The organism is Streptomyces sp. NPDC058955 (genome assembly GCF_042741435.1).
In the GTDB taxonomy this organism is placed as follows: Bacteria; Actinomycetota; Actinomycetes; order Streptomycetales; family Streptomycetaceae; genus Streptomyces.
The window spans coordinates 1-18,551 of sequence record NZ_JBHYKM010000065.1 but is presented as its reverse complement, the minus strand read 5'-3'; the positions used below and the strand labels follow the sequence as shown (position 1 = coordinate 18,551).

The 18,551-nt window shown below is 74.9% G+C and carries 20 protein-coding genes and 1 pseudogene; 15 read left to right on the top strand and 6 right to left on the bottom strand.

From position 1 onward, the window contains the following. The first annotated feature begins 204 nt into the window (after positions 1-204). The 4 genes from ACFW1I_RS23415 to ACFW1I_RS23400 are packed head-to-tail and all read left to right on the top strand — an operon-like array spanning position 205 to position 4,068. A complete protein-coding gene (locus ACFW1I_RS23415; protein ID WP_319007946.1) occupies positions 205-1,041 on the top strand; it encodes a glycosyltransferase family 2 protein in 837 nt (278 codons plus the stop codon). Next, the gene (locus ACFW1I_RS23410; RefSeq protein WP_384673096.1) at positions 1,038-2,087 is read left to right on the top strand and encodes a glycosyltransferase family 2 protein; all 1,050 of its coding nucleotides are present in this window, start codon (positions 1,038-1,040) and stop codon (positions 2,085-2,087) included. Before ACFW1I_RS23415 ends, ACFW1I_RS23410 begins: the two co-directional genes overlap by 4 nt. Before the next feature lie 56 nt (positions 2,088-2,143). Further along, complete coding sequence (locus tag ACFW1I_RS23405; protein WP_384673151.1) at positions 2,144-2,908, top strand: polysaccharide deacetylase family protein; 765 nt, start codon at positions 2,144-2,146, stop codon at positions 2,906-2,908. Positions 2,909-2,958: 50 nt separating this feature from the next. Continuing rightward, a complete protein-coding gene (locus tag ACFW1I_RS23400; protein WP_384673093.1) occupies positions 2,959-4,068 on the top strand; it encodes a DUF5925 domain-containing protein in 1,110 nt (369 codons plus the stop codon). Positions 4,069-4,114: 46 nt separating this feature from the next. On the opposite strand, the gene ACFW1I_RS23395 is transcribed toward ACFW1I_RS23400, so the two are convergent. Then, a complete protein-coding gene (locus ACFW1I_RS23395) occupies positions 4,115-4,492 on the bottom strand; it encodes a GntR family transcriptional regulator (RefSeq protein WP_189953319.1) in 378 nt (125 codons plus the stop codon). 73 nt (positions 4,493-4,565) lie between these two features. On the opposite strand from ACFW1I_RS23395, the gene ACFW1I_RS23390 reads away from it, so the two are divergent. Further along, positions 4,566-5,486, top strand: coding sequence for a GNAT family N-acetyltransferase (locus ACFW1I_RS23390; RefSeq protein ID WP_384673090.1), 921 nt, complete (start codon positions 4,566-4,568; stop codon positions 5,484-5,486). Beyond that, on the top strand, positions 5,467-5,949 hold the full coding sequence (locus ACFW1I_RS23385; protein ID WP_384673088.1) for a DUF402 domain-containing protein: 483 nt from the start codon (positions 5,467-5,469) through the stop codon (positions 5,947-5,949). Before ACFW1I_RS23390 ends, ACFW1I_RS23385 begins: the two co-directional genes overlap by 20 nt. Here the strand turns inward: ACFW1I_RS23385 and ACFW1I_RS23380 are convergent. Both ACFW1I_RS23380 and ACFW1I_RS23375 read right to left on the bottom strand, forming a co-directional pair. Further along, positions 5,946-6,269 (bottom strand): annotated as a pseudogene (locus tag ACFW1I_RS23380) (DUF6299 family protein); the annotation flags it as partial. The gene ACFW1I_RS23385 and the pseudogene ACFW1I_RS23380 overlap by 4 nt on opposite strands. Positions 6,270-6,386: 117 nt before the next feature. Further along, a complete protein-coding gene (locus tag ACFW1I_RS23375) occupies positions 6,387-6,956 on the bottom strand; it encodes a hypothetical protein (RefSeq protein ID WP_384673086.1) in 570 nt (189 codons plus the stop codon). Between the two features lie 269 nt (positions 6,957-7,225). Between ACFW1I_RS23375 and ACFW1I_RS23370 the strand changes: the two genes are divergently transcribed. The 4 genes from ACFW1I_RS23370 to ACFW1I_RS23355 all read left to right on the top strand — a co-directional run bounded on the left by ACFW1I_RS23370 (position 7,226) and on the right by ACFW1I_RS23355 (position 10,982). Next, positions 7,226-8,086: a bifunctional methylenetetrahydrofolate dehydrogenase/methenyltetrahydrofolate cyclohydrolase gene (locus ACFW1I_RS23370; protein WP_384673083.1), complete on the top strand. Its 861-nt coding sequence runs from the start codon at positions 7,226-7,228 to the stop codon at positions 8,084-8,086. 1 nt (position 8,087) lies between these two features. Further along, complete coding sequence (locus ACFW1I_RS23365; RefSeq protein WP_384673080.1) at positions 8,088-8,573, top strand: DUF3017 domain-containing protein; 486 nt, start codon at positions 8,088-8,090, stop codon at positions 8,571-8,573. Between the two features lie 221 nt (positions 8,574-8,794). Then, the gene (locus ACFW1I_RS23360; RefSeq protein ID WP_384673078.1) at positions 8,795-9,814 is read left to right on the top strand and encodes a DUF2690 domain-containing protein; all 1,020 of its coding nucleotides are present in this window, start codon (positions 8,795-8,797) and stop codon (positions 9,812-9,814) included. 178 nt (positions 9,815-9,992) lie between these two features. Further along, on the top strand, positions 9,993-10,982 hold the full coding sequence (locus tag ACFW1I_RS23355) for a malate dehydrogenase (protein WP_359176217.1): 990 nt from the start codon (positions 9,993-9,995) through the stop codon (positions 10,980-10,982). Positions 10,983-11,052: 70 nt separating this feature from the next. On the opposite strand, the gene ACFW1I_RS23350 is transcribed toward ACFW1I_RS23355, so the two are convergent. Beyond that, positions 11,053-11,559, bottom strand: a complete 507-nt coding sequence (locus ACFW1I_RS23350; RefSeq protein WP_384673075.1) for a carboxymuconolactone decarboxylase family protein — start codon at positions 11,557-11,559, stop codon at positions 11,053-11,055. Between the two features lie 46 nt (positions 11,560-11,605). Between ACFW1I_RS23350 and ACFW1I_RS23345 the strand changes: the two genes are divergently transcribed. The 3 genes from ACFW1I_RS23345 to ACFW1I_RS23335 all read left to right on the top strand — a co-directional run bounded on the left by ACFW1I_RS23345 (position 11,606) and on the right by ACFW1I_RS23335 (position 15,025). Then, positions 11,606-13,126, top strand: coding sequence for a PLP-dependent aminotransferase family protein (locus tag ACFW1I_RS23345; RefSeq protein ID WP_384673073.1), 1,521 nt, complete (start codon positions 11,606-11,608; stop codon positions 13,124-13,126). Between the two features lie 51 nt (positions 13,127-13,177). Then, positions 13,178-14,158, top strand: a complete 981-nt coding sequence (locus tag ACFW1I_RS23340) for an RNA polymerase sigma-70 factor (RefSeq protein ID WP_384673071.1) — start codon at positions 13,178-13,180, stop codon at positions 14,156-14,158. 108 nt (positions 14,159-14,266) lie between these two features. Further along, on the top strand, positions 14,267-15,025 hold the full coding sequence (locus ACFW1I_RS23335) for an SDR family oxidoreductase (RefSeq protein ID WP_384673068.1): 759 nt from the start codon (positions 14,267-14,269) through the stop codon (positions 15,023-15,025). 3 nt (positions 15,026-15,028) lie between these two features. Here ACFW1I_RS23335 and ACFW1I_RS23330 read toward each other — a convergent pair whose 3' ends face one another. Further along, positions 15,029-15,874 (bottom strand): hypothetical protein, encoded by an 846-nt coding sequence (locus ACFW1I_RS23330; protein WP_384673149.1) that lies wholly within the window; start codon positions 15,872-15,874, stop codon positions 15,029-15,031. A gap of 151 nt (positions 15,875-16,025) precedes the next feature. Here ACFW1I_RS23330 and ACFW1I_RS23325 point away from each other — a divergent pair, with 151 nt between their 5' ends. Next, entirely contained in the window at positions 16,026-16,331 is a 306-nt protein-coding gene (locus ACFW1I_RS23325; RefSeq protein WP_384673065.1) for a hypothetical protein, read from the top strand. An 18-nt stretch (positions 16,332-16,349) separates the two neighbouring features. After that, positions 16,350-17,531, top strand: a complete 1,182-nt coding sequence (locus ACFW1I_RS23320; RefSeq protein WP_384673062.1) for a glutathionylspermidine synthase family protein — start codon at positions 16,350-16,352, stop codon at positions 17,529-17,531. 2 nt (positions 17,532-17,533) lie between these two features. On the opposite strand, the gene ACFW1I_RS23315 is transcribed toward ACFW1I_RS23320, so the two are convergent. Beyond that, entirely contained in the window at positions 17,534-18,223 is a 690-nt protein-coding gene (locus tag ACFW1I_RS23315) for a polysaccharide deacetylase family protein (protein ID WP_384673060.1), read from the bottom strand. Positions 18,224-18,551: the final 328 nt, after the last annotated feature.

Below are 18,551 nucleotides of genomic sequence, written 5' to 3'. Positions count from 1 at the left end.
GAGCGGGGCGCGGTAGGGGGGTGCCGTGCTCGGTGTGCGTCATGCGCGCCGAGTCGCGGGTACCGCGCGGCCAGTCATGCCAACTCGCCTATCCCGCAAGGAGATCGCTTCCGTGCGGGGAGGGCGAGAACCCCCCTTTCGAACCGGACACACGACCGGGCTGCCCAGGGGTGGGCGGCCCACCGGACGAGAGGGAAACCGACCATGAGCTCGTTCCTGCGCCCGGCCGTCACGGGCCAAGAATTCACCGAGCCGAGTCGAATAGCGGCCCAGTACCGGGCCATCACGTCCCACCTGGCGATCACTCCGCCGGTGAGCGTCGTCATTCCCGCGATGAATGAGGCGGAAAATCTTCCGTACGTGTTCAAGTCGCTGCCGGAATGGATTCACGAAGTCGTCCTCGTCGACGGAAATTCGACGGACAACACCGTCGAAGTGGCCCGCGAACTGCGCCCCGACGTGAAGGTCGTCAAACAGGTCGGCAAGGGCAAGGGCGACGCCCTCATCAGCGGCTTCGCCGCGTGCACCGGCGACATCATCGTCATGGTCGACGCCGACGGCTCGGCCGACGGCCAGGAGATCGTCTCCTATGTCTCCGCCCTGGTCGGCGGCGCCGACTTCGCCAAGGGCTCGCGCTTCGCCAACGGCGGCGGCACCGACGACATGACCGGTATCCGCCGGCTGGGCAACTGGGCCCTCTGCGCCCTCGTCAACCGCAAGTTCGGCGCCCGCTACACCGACCTCTGCTACGGCTACAACGCCTTCTGGCGACATTGCCTCGACAAGATCGTCCTCGACTGCACCGGCTTCGAGATCGAGACCCTCATCAACATCCGGGTCGTCAAGGCCGGCCTGAAGGTGCAGGAGGTCCCGAGCCACGAGTACCTGCGGATCCACGGCGTCAGCAACCTCAACGCGGTCCGCGACGGCATCCGGGTCCTCAAGGTGATCCTCCGCGAGAAGCGCGTCCCCAAGGCCGCCCGGGCGCTCCGCCGGCCCGCCGCCTTCTCGGTCAACGTCCCCCGGGGAGAGGTCTCTTGAGCGACCGCCCGGCCCCGCTCCGCTTCTCGGTGGTGATCTGCGTCTACACGGAGGAGCGGTGGGGGGACATCCTCGCCGCCGTCGACTCCGTCCGGAAACAGTCGCCGGCCCCGCTGGAGACCCTGCTCGTCGTCGACCACAACGAGCGCCTCCTGGAACGGCTCACCGAGGAGTACGCGGACGCGCGGAGGAACGGGGAGGTGCGGGTGCTCGCCAACGCGGGCCCCCGCGGCCTCTCCGCCGGCCGCAACACCGGCATCGCCGCCGCCCGCGGCGAGATCGTCGCCTTCCTCGACGACGACGCCGTGGCCGAGCACGACTGGCTCCGCCACCTCGCCGCCGGCTACACCGACCCGGAGGTCGTCGCCGTCGGCGGACGCACCCTGCCCGCCTGGGCCTCCGGCCGCCGCCCCGTCTGGTTCCCCGAGGAGTTCGACTGGGTCGTCGGCTGCACCTACCGGGGGCTGCCCCCCGGCCGGGTCCGGGTCCGCAACGTGCTCGGCGGCAACGCCTCCTTCCGGCGCTCCGCCTTCGACGCGGCGGGCGGCTTCGCGACCGGCATCGGCCGGGACGGCGACCGGCGGCCGCTCGGCTGCGAGGAGACCGAGCTGTGCATCCGGCTCGCGAACGCGGTGCCGGGCGCGGTCCTGCTCATCGACGACCGCGCGGTCATCCACCACAAGGTGCCCGCCGTCCGCGAGCGCTTCGCCTACTTCCGCACCCGCGTCTACGCCGAGGGCCTCTCCAAGGCACTCGTCGCCCAGAGCGTCGGCGCGGGCAAGGGCCTGGAGTCCGAACGGCGCTACACCAGCCGGGTGCTGCCCGCCGGCGTGCTGCGCGGGATGCGGGACGCCCTGCTCGGCCGCCCCGGCGGCGCCGGCCGCGCCGGGGCCATCGTCACGGGCGTGGCGCTCGCCGTCGGCGGCTACGCCCTCGGCACCCTCCGCGCCCGCCGCGGCGGCTCCCCCACCTTCTCCTGGGGGCCGATCGCACCGCAGGACGCACCCCGGGAGACCGTCCCGGAGAAGAAGGAGGCGGCCGCGTGAGCGCGAGCCCGGGCGGGACGCCCGCCGGGGCGGCGCCCGCCCCCGTGCCGATCCTCATGTACCACGCGGTCGCGCCCGATCCGGCGCCCGCGACGCTCGGGCTCTCCGTGACGCCCGAGGCCTTCGCCGCGCAGATGGACAGGGTGGCCGCCGGGGGCTTCACGCCGGTCACCACCGCCGCGCTCGCCGCCGCCTGGCGGACCGGGACCGAACTGCCCGCGCGGCCCGTGCTCGTCACCTTCGACGACGGCTACGAGGGGGTGCACCGGTACGCCCTGCCGGTGCTCGCCCGGCACTCCTTCACCAGCACCGTCTTCGTCACCAGCGGCTGGCTGCCCGGCCGGCACACCACCGGCGGCGCGCTCGACACCATGCTCAGCTGGGAGCAGGTGCGCGAACTGGCCGCCGCCGGCACCGAGATCGGCGGGCACAGCCACAGCCACCCGCAGCTGGACCAGCTCGACGCGCGGCGGCTGCGGTTCGAGGCGCTGCGCTGCCGGGAGCTCGTCGGCGAGGAGCTCGGCACCGCGCCGGACTCCTTCGCCTACCCGTACGGCTACTCCAGCCGGCGGGTGCGCGCCGCCGTCCGGGAGGCCGGCTTCGGCCAGGCGCTCGCGGTCGGCAACGCGCTCGCCCGCCGCCGCCAGGGGCCGTACGCCCTGGAGCGGGTGACCGTGCGCCGCTCCACCACCGCCGAGCAGTTCGCCCGACTCCTCGAAGGGACCTCCCTCGGCCGGGACTTCGCCGTCGACCGGGCCCTCACCAAGGGGTACGCGCTCGCCCGCCGGGCCCGCGGAGCGGTGCGCGGACACTGGATCTGAGCCCGGCAAAACCCGGTGCGCGGCCCGGCCGGTTGGCGGATCATGGCGGCATGCCAGACACCCCCGCCGTACCGTCCGGGCCGCGGAAGCCGCTGCCGGTCGTGGTCAACCTCGACGACAGCGACTCGCCGAGCGACGTCATGGACGCGCTCTTCCTCGACCGGTTCACCACCGGGACCCAGCCGCACGCGCACGGCCTCAGCCTGGACCGGGTGCGGCCCGACGCGACGCTGCTGCCGCCCGGCGCCCGGGTGCTGTGGGGGTCCAGGGAGGAGGACCGCAGCTCGGTGCTGGCCGAGGGCGAGGGGTGGACGATCCTCGCCTCCCGCTGGAAGCACCGCGCCGACGTCACCGTCACGGCCACCGACGCCGAACTCGCCGCGCGGGTCCTCGCCGAGGCCACCGACGGCGCCAAGGACGAGCCCGAGCCGGAGCCCGAGGACGTCACCATGGGCTTCTGGTACCTGGCGCCGCAGCGCGGCCCGCGCCGGATGACCCGCCGGATCAGCGCCGACACCTGGGACGAGGCACGCCCGAACTACACGGCGCCGGTCGCCGAGGCGATGGACCGGCTGATGAAGCTGACGCCGCAGGACGTCACCGGACGGCTCCTGCTGCTGCACGGCCCGCCCGGCACCGGCAAGACCTCCGCGCTGCGCACGCTGGCCCGGTCCTGGCAGGAGTGGTGCCAGGTGGACACCGTCCTCGACCCCGAGCGGCTCTTCAACGACATCGGGTACCTGATGGACATCGCCATCGGGGAGGACGACGGCACCGAGAAGGAGCGCTGGCGGCTGCTGCTCCTGGAGGACTGCGACGAGCTGATCCGGGGCGGCGCCAAGGAGGCCACCGGCCAGGCGCTGTCCCGGCTGCTCAATCTGACGGACGGTCTGCTCGGCCAGGGCCGCAACGTGCTGGTGGGGCTCACCACCAACGAGGACCTGGAGCGGCTGCACCCGGCCATCGTGCGCCCCGGCCGCTGCCTGGCGCGGATCGAGGTCGGTCCGCTCAGCCGGGCCGAGTCGGTGGCGTGGCTGGGCCGCGCGGACGGGGTGCCGGCGGACGGCGCCACGCTGGCGGAGCTGTTCGCGCTGCGGCGCGGCGCCTCCCCGGCCGACCTCCCGGACCAGCGCACCCCGGCCGCCGGGCTGTATCTGTGAGGACGCGGTCCGCCGGAGGCACCCGCCGCCGGCGGACCGTCCGCCGTCACTCGGAGTCGTACGCGGCCCTCAGCGCGTCCCGTACGGCGGCCTCGGCCTCGTCCCGGGTGAGCCCCAGGCGGTACGCCTCCTCGGCGTACTGCGCGGCGGCGGAGGCGGCCCTGCGGCTGGCGGCGTCACCGGCCGCCGCGACGAAGGTGCCGTGCCGGCCCCGGGTCTCGATGACCCCGTCGGACTCCAGCGCCTTGTACGCCTTGGCGACCGTGTTCGCGGCGAGCCCCAGCTGCTCCGCGAGTCCCCGGACCGTCGGCAGCTTGTAGCCGACCGGAAGTCTGCCCGACCGGGCGCGCTCCGAGATCTGGGCACGCAGCTGTTCGTAGGGGGCGGTGGTGGACTGGTGGTCCACGGCGATTGTCAGTGTCACCCACCCGATTCTGCCCCCACCCCACCGGAAAATGGGAGGCGGCGGCGCGGCCCCGGCCGTAGCGTGCGGCCCCATGACTGTCATCGTCCGTGACGTACGGCCCGAGGACGCCGAGGGCTTCGCCCGCGTCCGGCGCGCGGCCGTCCCCTTCATGCTGGCCACCGCCGAGCAGGTGGCGTTCGACTGGGCGCACGCCCATCCCGAGGCCCACGGCCGGCCGCTCGTCGCCGTGACGGAGGACGGGGAGGTGATCGGGACGGCCCAGGTGGGCATCGCCCACGACGCCCCGCGGCCCGGGGTCGGCTACCTCAACGTGTACGTCCACCCGGACCGCCGGGGGCTGGGCGCGGGGACGCTGCTCGTGCGCACGGCCGAGGAGCACCTGGCCGAGCGGGGCGCGACGGTGCTGTACGGCTGGGCCGTGGACGAGCCGTCGAACCGCGCCTACGCCGAGCGGCGAGGGTACACGGCGAGCCGGACCGCGCACTTCCTGCGGCTCGACCTGACGGCGGGGCTGCCGCCGCTCCAGGCCCCGCCGGCCGGTGTGGAGCTGCTGACGGCCGAGGAGTTCGCGGCCGACCCGCGGCCGCTCTTCGAGCTGGACGCGGTGACCACCGCCGACGAGCCGGGGGACGTGGGGGCGGAGCTGGACGACTACCCGCACTGGCTGGAGACCACCTGGAACCACCCCCTGTTCGACCGGGAGCTGACGGTGGTGGCGGTGGTGGACGGGGTGCCGGCGGCGTTCAGCGCGGCGCGGACCGACGGCCTCGGCCGGTATGCGACGGGCATGACGGGGACGGCCCCGGACTTCCGCGGGCGCGGGCTGGCCAAGCTCGCCAAGAACGCGTCGCTGCACCGGGCGCGGGCGGCCGGCTGCACGGAGGCGTTCACCGGGAACGACGCGGGGAACGGGCCGATGCTGGCGATCAACGAGTGGTTCGGGTACGCGATCGGGGCGACGGAGGTGCGCTATGTCAGGGCGCTCGGTTGAGGTGGCGCTGTGGAAGGCGGGGCGGCTGAAGATCCGCTATCCCGCCGAGGTGCTGGCGGAGACGGCGACCCGGCGCTCGGTGCGGGCGCCGTGGGCGGCGGAGGGGGTGCGGGACTTCGGGTTCGTGCGCTTCGAGCCGGGTGACGTCTTCGTCGAGCACTACTGGTCCGACCGCTGGTTCACCGTGAAGGAGGTGTGGTCGGCGGAGGGCGTGCTGAAGGGCTGGTACTGCGACATCACCCGGCCGGCCGAGTTCGGGGCGGCCGGGGTGACGGTCGAGGACCTGGACCTGGACCTGTGGGTGTCGGCGGACGGCAGCGAGGTGCTCCGGCTCGACGAGGACGAGTTCGCGGCGAGCGGTCTGGCCGTCTCCGATCCGGAGGCGGCCGAGCGGGCCGTGGCCGCCCTCGACGAGCTGGAACGGCTGGGCCGCAGGGGTCTGGTGGCCCTCCTGGACGGCTAGTTCAGCGTGACGCGGGCGTCCTGCGCGGCGAGGAAGCCGGGGGTGGGGAGGCCGAGGTCGCCCTCGGGGGTGAGCTGCATGAGGGTGGCCTCGACGCGGGCCTCGCCCGGCTGGTAGGCGGGCTCCTTCACCACCGAGGTGTTGGTCCAGGTGCGGAGCAGGCCGTCGCAGACGGCGCGGGTGCCGCCGATGCCGGCGGAGCGGTCCTGCTGGCGCAGGGTGGAGCTGACGAAGACCGGGCCGGCGCTGTCGTCGAGGCAGCGGTAGGTCCCGGACAGGGTGACCGAGCCGTCGGCGCCGAGGAGTCCGGCCGAGTCGACCGTGAGGAAGTCCGCCTGGCGTGCGGCCGCGGCGGCCCGCGGGGGCGCGGGGGGGCGCGGGCGTGGGGGGGGGTGGGGGTGTTGCCGCGGCCCCTTACCGCGTACCTACCGCGGGGTTCAGTAGCGGGGGCGCTTGAACCAGGCGCCGGCGTCCGACTTCGAGAAGAAGACGACGATCAGGATGCCGAGCACCAGGGCGACCACCGAGGCGTTCTGGCCCTGGGCCAGGTTCGCCACACCGCCCAGGGTGACCAGCGAGCCGTAGACGATGGCGGAGACCCGGATGCCGTTGCCGCCGTTGGCGGTCTTGGCGGCGATGACGATGCCCCAGATGCCGAGGGCGATCGCGAACACGGCGAGGCCCACGACGACACCGGTCACGGCGTTGGACGAGGCGGAGTCGAGGCCCGCCTCGTTCGCGTAGGTGCCGGCGAGGGCGGCGACGGCGATGCCGCCGAGGATCTGGATGATGGCGATGATCCAGACCAGCACCCGGGCCGCCTTGACGGTGCCGGGCATGACCATCATGCCGGGCGCGCCGTACGGGGCGCCCGGGTAGGCGCCGTACGGCGCGCCCGGCGCCGCCGGGTAGCCGTAGCCCTGCTGCGGGGCCTGCGGGTAGCCGTAGCCCGGCTGCTGGCCCTGCGGCGGCTGGCCGTAGGGGTTGTTCGGGTCGCCGAAGCTCATCGGGGTTCCTCCGTGAAGATCTCGTGCGGGGACGGACGCGGCCCGCGAGGAGGGACTTTCACGGCACGTGAGCGGATTCCCCCCGGCACTTTCCGCGGCACTGGCTCGTCATCGTCGTCGGAGCCGCGAGGTGTTGTCCAGTCGGTACGCCCCGGAGTTGTGCAAGTGCAACCCTTCCCTCCGCCCCGCGCGGCCCCGCCGGAACCCGTGGCGGGAGCGGGGAGGGAGCGAATTGGAACTCGGCGGGGGTCATCCGGGAGGATGTCCCCATGAGCGCCCAGATTCTCGATGGCAAGGCCACCGCGGCCGCGATCAAGTCCGAACTCGCCGTCCGCGTGGCGGCCCTCAAGGAGAAGGGCGTCACGCCCGGTCTCGGCACCGTCCTGGTCGGCGACGACCCGGCCAGCCAGAAGTACGTGGCCGGCAAGCACCGCGACTGCGCGCAGGTCGGCATCGCCTCCATCCAGCGCGAACTCCCCGGGACCGCCACGCAGGAGGAGATCGAGGCGGTCGTCCGGGAGCTCAACGAGGACCCGGCGTGCACTGGTTACATCGTCCAGCTGCCGCTGCCGAAGGGCATCGACGAGAACCGGGTCCTGGAGCTGATGGACCCGGCGAAGGACGCCGACGGCCTGCACCCGACCAACCTCGGCCGGCTGGTGCTCAACGAGCCCGCGCCGCTGCCCTGCACCCCGAACGGCATCGTCACCCTGCTCCGTGCCCACGGCGTGGAGATCAACGGCGCCGAGGTCGTCGTCGTCGGCCGCGGCGTCACCATCGGGCGCCCGATGCCGCTCATCCTGACCCGCCGTTCCGAGAACGCCACCGTGACGCAGTGCCACACCGGCACCCGCGACCTCTCGGCGCACCTGCGGAACGCCGACATCATCGTGGCCGCCGCCGGCGTGCCGCACCTGATCAAGCCGGAGGACGTGAAGCCGGGCGCGGCCGTCCTCGACGTCGGCGTCTCGCGCAACGCCGAGGGCAAGATCCTCGGCGACGTCCACCCGGACGTCTCCGAGGTGGCCGGCTGGATCTCCCCGAACCCCGGCGGCGTGGGCCCGATGACCCGCGCGCAGCTGCTCGTGAACGTCGTCGAGGCCGCGGAGCGCGCGGCCGCGGCGCTCTGAGATGACCTCGGGGAGCCCGGCCGCCCCCGGGAGCCCTGACGGTCCGCGGGAGCTGCCGCGCGGCCGGGTGTCGAAGGTCCGCCGGGTGCGGGGTTCGCGCCGGCCGCCGACCGTCACCACCGACACGGCCCGCCCCGAGGGCGGCGGCCGGGCGGCGGGCGGCGGCGCTCCGGCGCCCGCCCGGCAGTGGCCGCTGCTCCTCGTGCTGGGGACGGCGGCGGCGGGGCTGCTCGTGGTGGGGACGGATCCCTTCTGGCAGTCCTTCCGGGTCGGGACGATGATGGTCGGCGCCGCGCTGCTGCTCGGCGCGGTGCTGCGGCGGGTGCTGCCCTCGGTGGGCATGCTCGCGGTCCGGTCGCGCTTCACCGACATGATCACGTACGGCGTGATGGGCTCGCTGATCGTGCTGCTCGCGCTCATGGTGCAGCCGAAGCCCTGGCTGAAGATCCCGTTCCTGGAGGACATCCTCCATCTGACGGTGACCTGAGCCCGCGCGCCGGGACGTGACGACGACGCCCGCCCTCTCCCCCGTGGGAGGGCGGGCGCCGTCGCGATCAAGGGTCATGTACGCGCCAATGAAAGGGCAAGTTCGGGCCGCCCGCTGTGGCACGGAGGTGACCATTCCGGTACATCCGGACCCTTCGTTCGGGGTCCCGCTCGCCCCCGGGAGCTGCCATCCTTCGAGGAACATCGACGAGGGGGATGCGCATGTCGGCGTGGAAGGCGCTGTCCGGCGAACTGGACCCGGACGTGAGGACGTTCGTGGAACGGCTGCGGCTGGTCATCGACCGCAGCGGCCTCGGCGTCGTCGCCGTCGCCGAACGCACCGGACACGACCGGGCCGACTGGGACGCCTACCTCCACGCCCGCCGGTCCGTGCCGAGGAGCGCCGTCGTCGCGCTCTCCGACATCACCGGCGCCGACCTCGGCCCCCTCACCGCCGGGTGGGAGCATGCCGACCGCGCCTGGAAACGGCTGCTGCGCGAGCGGGCCGTGGCGGACGCGGCGGACGCCGGACCGTCCCCGGACGGGGCGCGGGAAGGGGCCCGGGAAGGGGTACGGGACGGGATGCGGAACGGGGCCCGCGGCCCGGAGGGCGTACCGGACCGGCGGCCGGGCCCGCAGGACGCGCCGCCCGCCGACCGGACCCTGCGCATCCGGAAGGTCGTACCGCCCGCGCCCGCGCCCGCCCCGGGGCCCGCGCCCCGCAAGCCCCGGCGGGCCACCCCGCTGCTCTACGCCGCCGGGATCGCCGGCGCCGCCCTGGTCGTCACCGCCGCCGTCCTCCTCGCCGACCTCGGCGGGCCGGGCGGCTCCGCCGCGCCGCCCGCCGCCGCCCCCACCCCGTCGGCCACCACCGTCGCGCCCGCGCCCGGCCCCAGCCTCCCCGACGGGGTCAGCTGCACCGGGGCCGACTGCGGCGGGCAGGACCCGGAGCGGATGGGCTGCGGCGGACCGCTCGCCACCACCGTCGCCAGCACCCGGCTCGGCGCCGCCCTCGTCGAGGTCCGGTACAGCGAGGTCTGCGCGGCCGCCTGGGCCCGGATCACCGGAGCGGCCATGGGGGACGAGGTCAGCGTCCAGTACGGGACCGCCGTCCAGGTCGCGAACGTCCCCCCGGGCGGCGACACCGACGCGTACACCACGATGATCCCGGTCGCCTCCGGCGCCGCCGTACGCGCCTGCGCGAGCCTCTCCGGCGGGGAGGACGGCTGCACGGGAGAGTGAAACGGCGTGGCGAGGTGAGCCGCACCACAAGGGGGTGGGGGTGCGCACGGGCCCGGGTCCGATAGCCTGACCGCCGGATATCTCTTCACATCGAGACATCGATCGATCAAGTGAGCGATATCCAGCCTCAGGGGCAGGGAAACCCCACCGCCAGCTGTCTTGTCTTACGGAGATCGCCATGACCCGCACTCCCGTGAATGTCACCGTGACCGGCGCGGCCGGCCAGATCGGCTACGCGCTGCTCTTCCGCATCGCCTCCGGCCACCTGCTCGGCGCGGACGTGCCGGTCAAGCTGCGCCTCCTCGAGATCCCGCAGGGCGTCAAGGCCGCCGAGGGCACCGCCATGGAGCTCGACGACTGCGCGTTCCCGCTGCTCAAGGGCATCGACATCTTCGACGACCCGAACAAGGGCTTCGAGGGCGCGAACATCGGCCTGCTCGTCGGCGCCCGCCCGCGCGGCCCGGGCATGGAGCGCGGCGACCTGCTCGCCGCCAACGGCGGCATCTTCAAGCCGCAGGGCGAGGCCATCGCCGCGCACGCCGCGGACGACGTCAAGATCCTCGTCGTCGGCAACCCGGCCAACACCAACGCCCTGATCGCCCAGTCGGCCGCCAAGGGCGTCCCGGCCGAGCGCTTCACCGCGATGACCCGCCTGGACCACAACCGCGCGCTGACGCAGCTGGCCCAGAAGACCGGCTCCTCGGTCACCGACATCAAGCGCCTGACCATCTGGGGCAACCACTCCGCCACCCAGTACCCGGACATCTTCCACGCGGAGATCGCCGGCAAGAACGCCGCCGACGTCGTGAACGACGAGGCGTGGCTGGCCGACACCTTCATCCCGACCGTCGCCAAGCGCGGCGCCGCGATCATCGACGCCCGTGGCGCGTCCTCCGCCGCCTCGGCCGCCAACGCCGCCATCGACCACGTGTACACGTGGGTCAACGGCACCGCCGAGGGCGACTGGACCTCCATGGGCGTCCCGTCCGACGGCTCCTACGGCGTCCCGGAGGGTCTGATCTCCTCCTTCCCCGTCACCTGCAAGGACGGCAAGTACGAGATCGTCCAGGGCCTGGAGATCAACGACTTCTCCCGCGCCCGCATCGACGCCTCCGTCAAGGAGCTGTCGGAGGAGCGGGACGCGGTTCGCGAGCTCGGCCTCATCTGAGACCTCGTCCGCGCCTGAACGCGTCGGAGCCCCCGGTCGTACCTCGGTACGGCCGGGGGCTCCCGCGTTCTCAGTGCGCGCGCGGGGTGTAGTGGCCCGGGACCATGCGGGTGGTGACGGCGATCCGGTTCCACGAGTTGATGACGACGATCGCGCCGATCACCCGGGCCAGCTCGGCCTCGTCGAAGTGCTCGGCCGCCGCCGCGTACACCTCGTCGGGGACGAAGCCGTCGGTGAGCACGGTGACCGCCTCGGTGAGGGCGATCGCGGCCAGCTCCCGCTCCGTGTAGAAGTGGCGGGACTCCTGCCAGGCGGCGAGCTGGACGACCCGCTCGACGGTCTCGCCCTCGGCGAGGGCGTCCTTGGTGTGCATGTCGAGGCAGAAGGCGCAGTGGTTGATCTGCGAGGCCCGGATCTTGATCAGGTGGTACAGCACCGGGTCCACGCCCTTGGCGGCCTCCTGCTCCAGCCGGACCATCGCCCGGTAGAACTCGGGCGCCCGCTCGAAGAACGGCATGCGCGGCGTGTGCTCGTGGGCGAGGGACGGGGCGGGGGAGTGCGCTGCGGTGGTGGTCATGGCGCCACCGTACGAAGCCGATGGCATGCCGCTATGGTCCATTCCCATGCGGAACGACTGGGCCACTTTCGGCGCCGACCTCCACCTGGACCTGCGCGGCACCCGGCTGCGGGCCGGCCTCATGGACGCCCTCCGCGAGGCCGTGCGCAGCGGCCGCCTGGCGCCCGGCAGCCGGCTGCCGTCCTCGCGCCAGCTCGCGGCGGACCTCGGCGTCGCCCGGAACACCGTCGCCGACGCGTACGCCGAGCTGGTCGCCGAGGGCTGGCTCACCGCCCGCCAGGGCTCCGGCACCCGGGTCGCCCGCCGCGCCGAGCCCCGGCCCGCCCCCGGACCCCCGGCGCCCCCCGCCCCGCCCGCGGCGCCGGACGGGCTCGCCCCCGGCGGCACCCCGTGGCAGCCGCCCGCCGCACGGTCCCTCCGGCGCCGCGCCCCCGCCCCCGCGTACGACCTCCGGAGCGGCACCCCGGACCTCGCCTCCTTCCCGCGCGCGGAATGGCTCAAGGCGTACCGCCGGGCGCTGACCACCGCGCCCAACGAGGCGTTCGGGTACGGCGATCCGCGCGGCCGCGCCGAACTGCGCACCGTCCTCGCCGAGTACCTGGCCCGCGCCCGGGGCGTGCACGCCCGGCCCGAACGGATCGTGGTCTGCGCCGGGTTCGCGCACGGCCTGATGCTGCTGGGCCAGGTCCTGCGGGCGCGCGGGGCGCGGGCGGTGGCGGTGGAGTCGTACGGCATCGGCATGTACCCGGGGCTGCTGCGCGGCGCTGGCCTCGCCACCCCGGCACTGCCCTTCGACGAACACGGCACCCGCGTCGACGGGTTGGGCGCGGACGCCGACGCGGTGCTGCTGACCGCCGCCCACCAGTTCCCGCTCGGCGGGGCCCTGCCGCCCGACCGGCGGGCGGCGGTCGTCGACTGGGCGCGGACGACCGGCGGGTTCGTCCTGGAGGACGACTACGACGGCGAGTTCCGCTACGACCGGCAGCCCGTCGGCGCGCTCCAGGGCCTCGACCCGGAGCGGGTCGTCTACCTCGGCACCGCCAGCAAGTCCCTCGCCCCCGGCCTGCGGCTCGCCTGGATGGTCCTGCCCGAGGGGCTGGTGGACGAGGTCGCCGCCGCGAAGGGCGGGGTGGTGGACTGGCTGTGCGGCACCCCCGACCAGCTCGCCTTCGCGGAGTTCCTCGCCTCCGGCGCGCACGACCGGCACGTCCGGGCCATGCGGCTGCGCTACCGGCAGCGCCGCGACCAGCTCGTCGCCGCGCTCGCCGCGCACGCGCCCGGCATCCGCGTCGGCGGCATCGCCGCCGGCCTGCACGCGGTCCTGTCGCTGCCCCCCGGCACCGAACAGGCGGCCCTCCGCTCCGCCGCCTGGCAGGCCCTGGCGGTCCAGGGCCTCGACCAGTTCCGCCACCCGGACGTCCCCCGCTCCCTGGAGGGCCTGGTCGTCGGCTACGGCACCCCGCCCGACAGCGCCTGGCAGGGCGCCCTCCAGGCCCTCTGCCGGGTCCTGGAGGGCGTCGGCGGCCCCGACGGCCCCGACGAGGGGCAGGAACCGGAGGACGGCTGACCCCCCGGGGCGGGGGCCGGCGGGGCGGGGGTCTGGCAGGGTGGGGGCGTGATGTCGCACCCCACTCCGGACGAGCGTCCCGGGCCCGACGCGGAGGCCGCCGCACGGGAGTTCACCGCGTACCGGCCCCGGCTCTTCGGGCTCGCCTACCGCATGCTCGGGTCCGCAGAGGAGGCCGAGGACACCGTCCAGGACGCCTATCTGCGCTGGGGCGAAGCCGACCGGGCCGCCCTGGTCCGGCCGGGCGCCTGGCTCACCAGGGTCGTCACCAACCTGTGCCTCAACCGGCTCACCTCCGCCCGCGCCACCCGCGAGCGGTACACCGGGACCTGGCTGCCGGAGCCCGTCCTCACGGACGGCCGCGGCCTGCTCGGCGCACCGCCCGGCGCGGGACCGCTGGAGGCCGCCGAGCGGAGCGACGACGTCTCCATGGCCCTGCTCCTGCTCCTGGAGCGGCTCACCCCGGCCGAGCGGGCCGTGTACGTGCTCCGCGAGGCGTTCGGCTACCCGCACCGGGAGATCGCCGGGCTGCTCGACCTGGGCGAGGCCAACTGCCGTCAGCTGTACGGCCGGGCCGCCCGGCGGGTCGCCGCGCCCGGCGACGACGGGGCCGCCGCCCGCTTCGAGCCGCCCGCGCCCGAGCGGCACCGGGAGTTCGTCGAGTCGTTCGTCGCCGCCTCCCGCGAGGGCGACCTCGCGGGCCTGGAGAAGGTCCTCGCGGCGGACGTCGTCTGGTGGGGCGACGGCGGCGGCAAGGTCAGGTCCGCCCTCCGCCCGGTCCGCGGCCGCGACCACGTCGTCCGCTTCCTCGCCGGCGTCGTCCGCCGCGTCGAGGAGGGCGCCGCGGTCACCGTCGCCGAGGTCAACGGCGCGCCCGGCGTCGTGCTCCACATCGGCGCCCGGGTCATCGGCGTCGCCGCGGTGGACACGCGTCCGGACGGGCGCATCACCGACGTGCGGATGGTGATGAACCCGGACAAGCTCGGCTATGCGACCCGGCAGTTCGCCGCCCTCGCGGAAGCGGGCGGCTGAGCGCGTCCCGCGCCGGCGGCCGGGGGCTGTCACATCCGGGCGGCCCCGACGGTCCTCCGGGGGAGGGGCGCTCCGCGGGGAGCGTCCGCGCGGGAAAGGAGCCCGGAGATGACGACGGCGACCAAGACGATCCTGGTGACGGGAGCCACCGGCACCCTCGGCAGGCCGCTGTGCGCCCGGCTCTCCGCCGCCGGGCACGACGTGCGCGAGCTGAGCCGCCGCTCGCCGCGGTACCCCGTGGACCTGCGGACCGGGGCCGGGCTCGACGCGGCCCTGGCCGGCGTCGACACCGTCGTCCACTGCGCCTCCTCCCCGCGCGGCGGGGACGAGGACGCCGCCCGCACCCTGATCGCGGCGGCCCGCCGGGCCGGGGTCCGGCACCTCGTCCACATCTCGATCGTCGGCGTCGACCGGGTGCCGCTCGGCTACTACCGCGCCAAGTACGCGGTGGAGCGGCTGGTCGAGGCGTCCGGGATCGGCTGGACGGTGCTGCGGGCCACCCAGTTCCACGACCTGGTGGCGCGGGTCCTGGACGCCGCCGCGAAGGTCCCGCTGGTGCTGCCGCTGCCCGCCGGGGTCTCGGACCAGCCGGTGGAGGTGACCGAGGTCGCCGAGCGGCTGGCCGGGCTCGCCGCCGGCGCCCCCGCGGGCCGCGTCCCCGACCTCGGCGGCCCCGAGGTCCGTACGCTCCCCGATCTGGCCCGCGCCCACCTCGCCGCCACCGGCCGCACCCGCCGCCTCCTCTCCCTCCCGCTGGCCGGCCGTGCCTACCGCGCCTTCCGCGCGGGCGGCCACCTGGCCCCCGGGCACGCCACCGGACGGGTCACCTTCGAGCAGTACCTGGAGGCGCGGGGCACCGGCGCCTGAGGGTCAGTCCGCCGCCGCTCGCTCCCCGGCCCGCTCCGGCGCGGGCGCGGGCGGCTCGCCGAAGCGGGCCAGGGCGAGGCTCGCCGCGACCGCCACCGCGAAGCCCGTGACCGCCAGCCAGCCGAGGTCCTCGCGGGTGCGGTCGCCGAGCCAGACGACGCCCGCCGCCGCCGGGCCCAGCGTCTCGCCCAGGACCATGCCCGCCGTCGCCGTCGTCACGGCACCCCGCTGGAAGGCCGAGGTCAGCAGCAGGAACGCCGCCCCGCCGCCGAGCAGCAGCGCCCACAGCGCCGGGTCCGCGAGATCGACGCCGTCGAGGAGCCGCACCGCCACCTCCACCACCCCGAAGCCGATCCCGGACCCGAGGCCGAGCACCAGCGCCCGCGGCCGGTCCGGCAGCCGCCCGGCCGCCGCGCCGAGCAGCAGCACCCCCGCCGCGATCCCGAGCAGCGCCCACGGCAGCTCCGGCGGGCCCGGCCGGTGCCCCTCCCGGCCCGACGCGAGCGCCAGCACGGCGAGCCCCGCGCAGACCGCCGCCACCGCGCCCCACTCCACCCGGCTCAGCCGCACCCCGAGCATCCGGGAGGCCAGCGCCGCCGTGACGGCGAGGCTCGCGGCGAGCGCGGCGCCGACCGCGTACAGGGGGAGGGAGCGCAGGGCCACGACCTCCAGGAGGAAGCCGAGGCCGTCGAGGCCCAGCCCGACGACGTACCGCCACTGCCGCAGCGCCCGCCACAGCAGCCCGACGTCCACCCCGCTGCCCGTCCCGGGCTCGGCCGCGCGGGCGGCGGCGGCCTGGAAGACGGTGGCGGCGCCGAAGCACAGCGCCGATCCGAGCGCGCAAACCATACCGAAGAGCACGAAACGACTCTAGGTGTCGGGGCCGGAAAGCGGCGGCCTACACTGTGCGGTCGCGAGCCCTGCGGTCATACGAACGGCCGCGCGGACACGCCACGCGCACAGGACGGTGCGCGGCCACGCGAAGGGGAGGGCGAGGGACATGCGGAGGCTCAGGTCGAGCACGGTGGTGCTCGGCGGGATGGGCGTGCTCGCGGCGACGATCACCGCCTGCGGCGCCGAACCCGACCGCCGGTGCGCGGACCCGGTGACGCTGGAGGAGCTGCCCGGCTACCGGTGCGACACCGGCGGCGGGGACGACGACGATGACGACGGCTCGAACGCCCGCGGCGCCTACTACTACGGCGGTCGCGTCAGCAACGCGCGCGTGACCGGCGGCAGCTTCGACAAGAAGGCCGTCGAGACCGGCGGCTTCGGCTGCTCGTCCTCCGGGTCGAGCGGCGGCTGAGACGGGCGGACCGGCACCATGGAACGGCACACCATCGAACCCCGCCCGGGCTGGCAGGAGACGGTCGAGGAGCAGGGGCTCGTCTACCCCCTGACCCGCTACCCGGACGGTTCGCTGCGCCCGTACTGGGACGAGAGCGCGTACTACTCCTTCACGCTGCCCGAGGTCGAGGCGCTGGAGGAGGTCGTCGAGGAGCTGCACGCCATGTGCCTCGCGGCCGCCGCGCACATCGTCGAGCGGAACCGTTTCGCCGATCTGGGCATCACCGACCCGCGGATCGCGGAGCGGGTCGCCGAGTCCTGGCGCCGGCGTGCCGAACTGCCCTCCCTCTACGCCCGCTTCGACCTCGTCTACGACGGCACCGGCCCGGCGAAGATGCTGGAGTACAACGCGGACACCCCGACCTCGCTGGTGGAGGCGGCCAGCCCGCAGTGGTTCTGGATGGAGGAGCGCTTCCCCGGCGCCGACCAGTGGAACTCGCTCCACGAGCGCCTGGTGGACGCCTGGAAGCGGCAGGCGCCGCTGCTGCCGCCCGGCCCCGTCCACTTCGCCCACTCCGAGAGCGACGAGCTCGGCGAGGACCTGATGACGGTCGCGTACCTGCGCGAGACCGCCGAGCAGGCCGGCCTCGCCACCGAGGCGCTCTCCGTGGAGCGGATCGGCTGGGACCGGCTCTCCCGCCGCTTCGTCGACGAGAAACTGCGGTTCATCCGCAGCTGCTTCAAGCTCTACCCGTGGGAGTGGCTGGTCACCGACCGCTTCGGCAAGCACGTGCTGTCCACCCTGGACAACGGCGGCGGCTCCGGCACCACCTGCTGGATCGAGCCCGCCTGGAAGATGCTGCTCTCCAACAAGGCGCTGCTCGCGATCCTCTGGGAGCTCTACCCCGGCCACCCCAACCTGCTGCCCGCCTATCTCGACGGGCCGCGCGAACTGGCCGGCACCACCGGCTGGGCGGCCAAGCCGCTGCTCGGCCGGGAGGGCGCCGGCGTCACCCTGCACGAGCCCGGCAGCGCGCCGACCGTGCGCGACGAACCCTGCTGCTACCAGGGCCTCGCCCCGCTCCCCGACTTCGACGGCAACCGCACGCTGCTCGGCGCGTGGGTCGTCGAGGACGAGGCCGCGGGACTCGGCATCCGGGAGTCCTCGGGCCCCGTCACCGACGAGTACGCCCGCTTCCTCCCGCACGTCATCCTGTAGCGCTACCCCTCCGGCACGTACTCCCGCAGCGGCGCGGGCGTGAGCCCGGCCGCCTCGGCGAGGGCCAGGGCCCGCTCCAGGTCCTGCTCCAGCGTCTCGTTGAAGTGCAGCAGGACGATGTCGCCGGCCCGCAGGGACGGCGACGGCGGCGTCCAGCCGCCCCAGGTCGTCAGGTCGTACGTCCACGTCACCACGGCCTTCGCCCCGCAGGCGCGGGCGGTGGTCCGGGTGGTCGCGTCGTACGCCCCGTACGGCGGGCGCAGCAGCCGCGGCCCGTCGCCGAACTCCGCGAGGTGCGCGTCCCGCGCCCCGCAGACCTCGGCCCGCTGCCCGGCCGCGTCGAGCGTGGTGAGGTCCGGGTGGCCGACCGTGTGGTTCTCCACCCGCACCCGGCCGTGGTCGAGCAGCCGGTGGAAGTAGCCGGAGTCGTACGAGTACGCCCCCGGCAGCAGGAACAGCGAGGCCGGCACCCGGCGGTCGAGCAGCAGCTCCGCGGCGGCGGGGTCGTGGAACCAGCCGTCGTCGATGGTGATGAACACGACCGGGTCCGTGGTCTCGACCCGCGACACGACGGGCACGGGCTCCGGCCACGTCGCGGCCCGCGCGGGACCGGCGACGGCCCCGAGGAGGGCCAGCGGGACGAGGGCGGCGAGTGCGGCGCGGGCGGCGTGACGCAGACGGGGTCTCGGCATGCCGCCACATTGGCCTAGACCAACTACCCTGTCAATGCCCCGAGTTACCCCCCCGAGGCCCCGCCCCTGCGGGCAGGCGTCCCGCCAGGGCGGTGCCCACCCTGCACGCCCGGTGCGCGCGGGGCGCGTCTTCGGGGCGGCGCCGTCCGCCGGCCCTCCGTGTGGGCAGGCGTTCCGCAGGGCGGAACGGGTGGGCACACGGAACGGCGCCCGTCCGCCGGGCCTAGGCTTCTGCGCCTGAACCCGCACCGGCTGTACGGCTCCGTACGGGTGCGGGTCCAGGCTCGGGGCGCGGAGGCACCGCTGAGGGTGCCGTTCCGTTGTGCCC